The organism is Longimicrobium sp., from assembly GCF_036554565.1.
Taxonomy (GTDB): Bacteria; Gemmatimonadota; Gemmatimonadetes; order Longimicrobiales; family Longimicrobiaceae; genus Longimicrobium.
Genome location: NZ_DATBNB010000035.1, coordinates 1 through 2458, shown reverse-complemented (window position 1 = coordinate 2458; position 2458 = coordinate 1). Strand labels below are relative to the sequence as shown.

The window sequence follows — 2458 nt, the reverse complement described above, 5'->3', positions numbered from 1 at the left end:
GCCTACAACCTTCCGGCCACGCTGCGCCTGGGCGGCGCCGTGGACGTGGACGCGCTGGAGCGCGCGCTGTGCGAGATCGTCCGCCGGCACGAGTCGCTGCGGACCGTCTTCCGCGAGATGGACGGCGGCGCGGTGCAGGTGATCGTGCCCTTCTCCGGCTTTGCGCTCCCCGTCGAAGACCTGTCGGGGCTTCCCGAAACGGAGCGCATGGCGGAGGTGCGGCGGCGCGCGCGGGAGAACGTGGCTCGTCCGTTCGACCTAGCCCGGGGCCCGCTCTTCCGCGCCGCGCTGCTGCGGGTGGCGGACCAGGAGCACGTCCTGCTGCTGTGCATCCACCACATCGTCACCGACGGGTGGAGCAGCGGCGTGCTGCAGCGCGAACTGGGTGCGCTGTACGCCGCTTTCGCGAGCGGCGAGCCCAATCCGCTCCCGCCACTGCCGGTGCAGTACGCGGATTTCGCGGTGTGGCAGCGCGAGCAGCTGCAGGGTGCGGTGCTGGATCGGCAGCTGGCGTACTGGAAGGAGCGGCTGGCGGGCGCGCCCGCGCTGCTGGAGCTGCCGACGGACCGGCCCCGGCCCCCGGTGCAGTCGCATCGCGGCGCGCGGGAGCGGTTCGATCTGCCGCGCGCGCTGCTCGACGGCCTCCAGGCACTGGGGCGCGGCGAGGGCGCCACGCTGTACATGGTGATGCTGGCCGGCTTCCAGCTGCTGCTCTCCAAGTACAGCGGGAGCGATGACGTCGTCGTGGGCAGCCCCATCGCGGGGCGCACAAGGCGCGAGGTGGAGGAGCTGATCGGCTTGTTCACCAACACGCTGGTGCAGCGCACCGACCTCTCGGGCGACCCCACCTTCCGCGAGCTGCTGGGGCGCGTGCGCGAGGTGACGCTGGGCGCGTACGAGAACCAGGACGTGCCCTTCGAGCGGCTCGTCGCCGAGCTGCAGCCGGAGCGCAGCTTGAGCCACTCGCCGCTCTTCCAGGTGATGTTCACCCTCCAGAACGCCGACCGCTCCGGCTCGGGCCTCGCGGGGCTGCGGATGGCGGGGCTGGGCGCGGAGTCGGAAACCACCCGGTTCGACCTGTCGCTCACCGCCATTCCGCACGACGGCGGCGTCGGCGGCGTGCTGGAGTACAGCACCGCCCTCTTCGACCGCTCCACCGTCCGGCGGATGCTGGGCCACCTGGCCTACGTGCTGGAGCAGGTGGTGGCGGATGCGGACGTGCGGCTCTCGCGGCTGGAGCTGCTCTCGGAGGAAGAGCGCGCTCTGGTGGTGGAGGCGTGGAACCGCACGGAGGCGGAGTACCCGGCCGACGCGTGCATCCACGAGCTGTTCGCCGCCCAGGCGGAGCGCACGCCCGAGGCCGAGGCGGTGGTCTTCGAGGATCGCTCGCTCACCTACGCGGAGCTGAACGCGCGGGCGAACCGGCTGGCGCACCACCTCCGCTCGCTGGGCGTGGGTCCGGATTCGCGAGTGGCGGTCTGCGTGGAGCGGAGCGCGGAGATGGTCGTCGCGCTGCTCGCCGTGATGAAGGCCGGGGGCGCGTACGTGCCGCTCGACCCCTCGTATCCGGCCGAGCGGCTGCGCTACGTCCTGGACGACAGCGCGCCCGTGGCCGTGCTCACGCAGCGCTCGCTGGACGGGGTGGAGGCGCTGTTCGCGGACGTCGCGGCGCCGGTGATCGACCTGGATGGCGCGGAGTGGGCGGATCAACCCGCGGCGGATCCGGTGATCGAGGGGCTGACGCCGGCGCACCTGGCGTACGTGATCTACACCTCCGGCTCCACCGGCCGCCCTAAGGGCGTCACCGTTCCGCACCGCGGCGTGGTCAACCTCCTCCGCTCGATGCGCGAAACTGTGGCGATGGAGCCCGCGGACCGCCTGCTCGCGGTGACCACCTACGCCTTCGACATCTCCGTGCTGGAGATGTTCCTCCCCCTCCTGCACGGCGCGGCGACCATTGTGCTGCCGCGGGAGCGGGCCGCGGACCCGGCGGCGCTGGCGGAGGCGATCCGCGTGTACGCGCCCACGGTGATGCAGGCCACGCCCGCCACCTGGCGGATGCTGGTGGCCTCGGAGTGGGAGGGCGCGCCGGAGATGCGGGCGCTCTGCGGCGGCGAGGCGCTTCCGGCGGATCTCGCGTCGGCCCTGCGGAGCCGTGTGGGCGGGCTGTGGAACGTGTACGGGCCCACCGAAACCGCCATCTGGTCGACCTCCGAAGCGGTCCGCGGCGATTACGTCGGGGCCAGCGTGCCGATCGGGCGGCCGGTGGCGAACACGCGCGTCTACGTGCTGGACGCCGCGGGCGAGCCCGTGCCGGTGGGGGTCGCGGGCGAGCTCTACATCGGGGGCGCGGGGGTGGCACGCGGCTACCTGGGCCGCGCGGAGCTGACGGCCGAGCGCTTCGTGGCCGATCCGTTCGGTGGCGGGCCGGGGGCGCGGCTGTACCGCACGGGCGACC

General features: G+C 73.1%; 1 protein-coding gene. It reads left to right on the top strand.

Annotation, left to right across the window (positions count from 1 at the left end; genetic code table 11):
- Positions 1 to 2458 (top strand): amino acid adenylation domain-containing protein (locus VIB55_RS01025; protein WP_331874800.1); only part of this gene is annotated, 2458 nt, incomplete at both ends.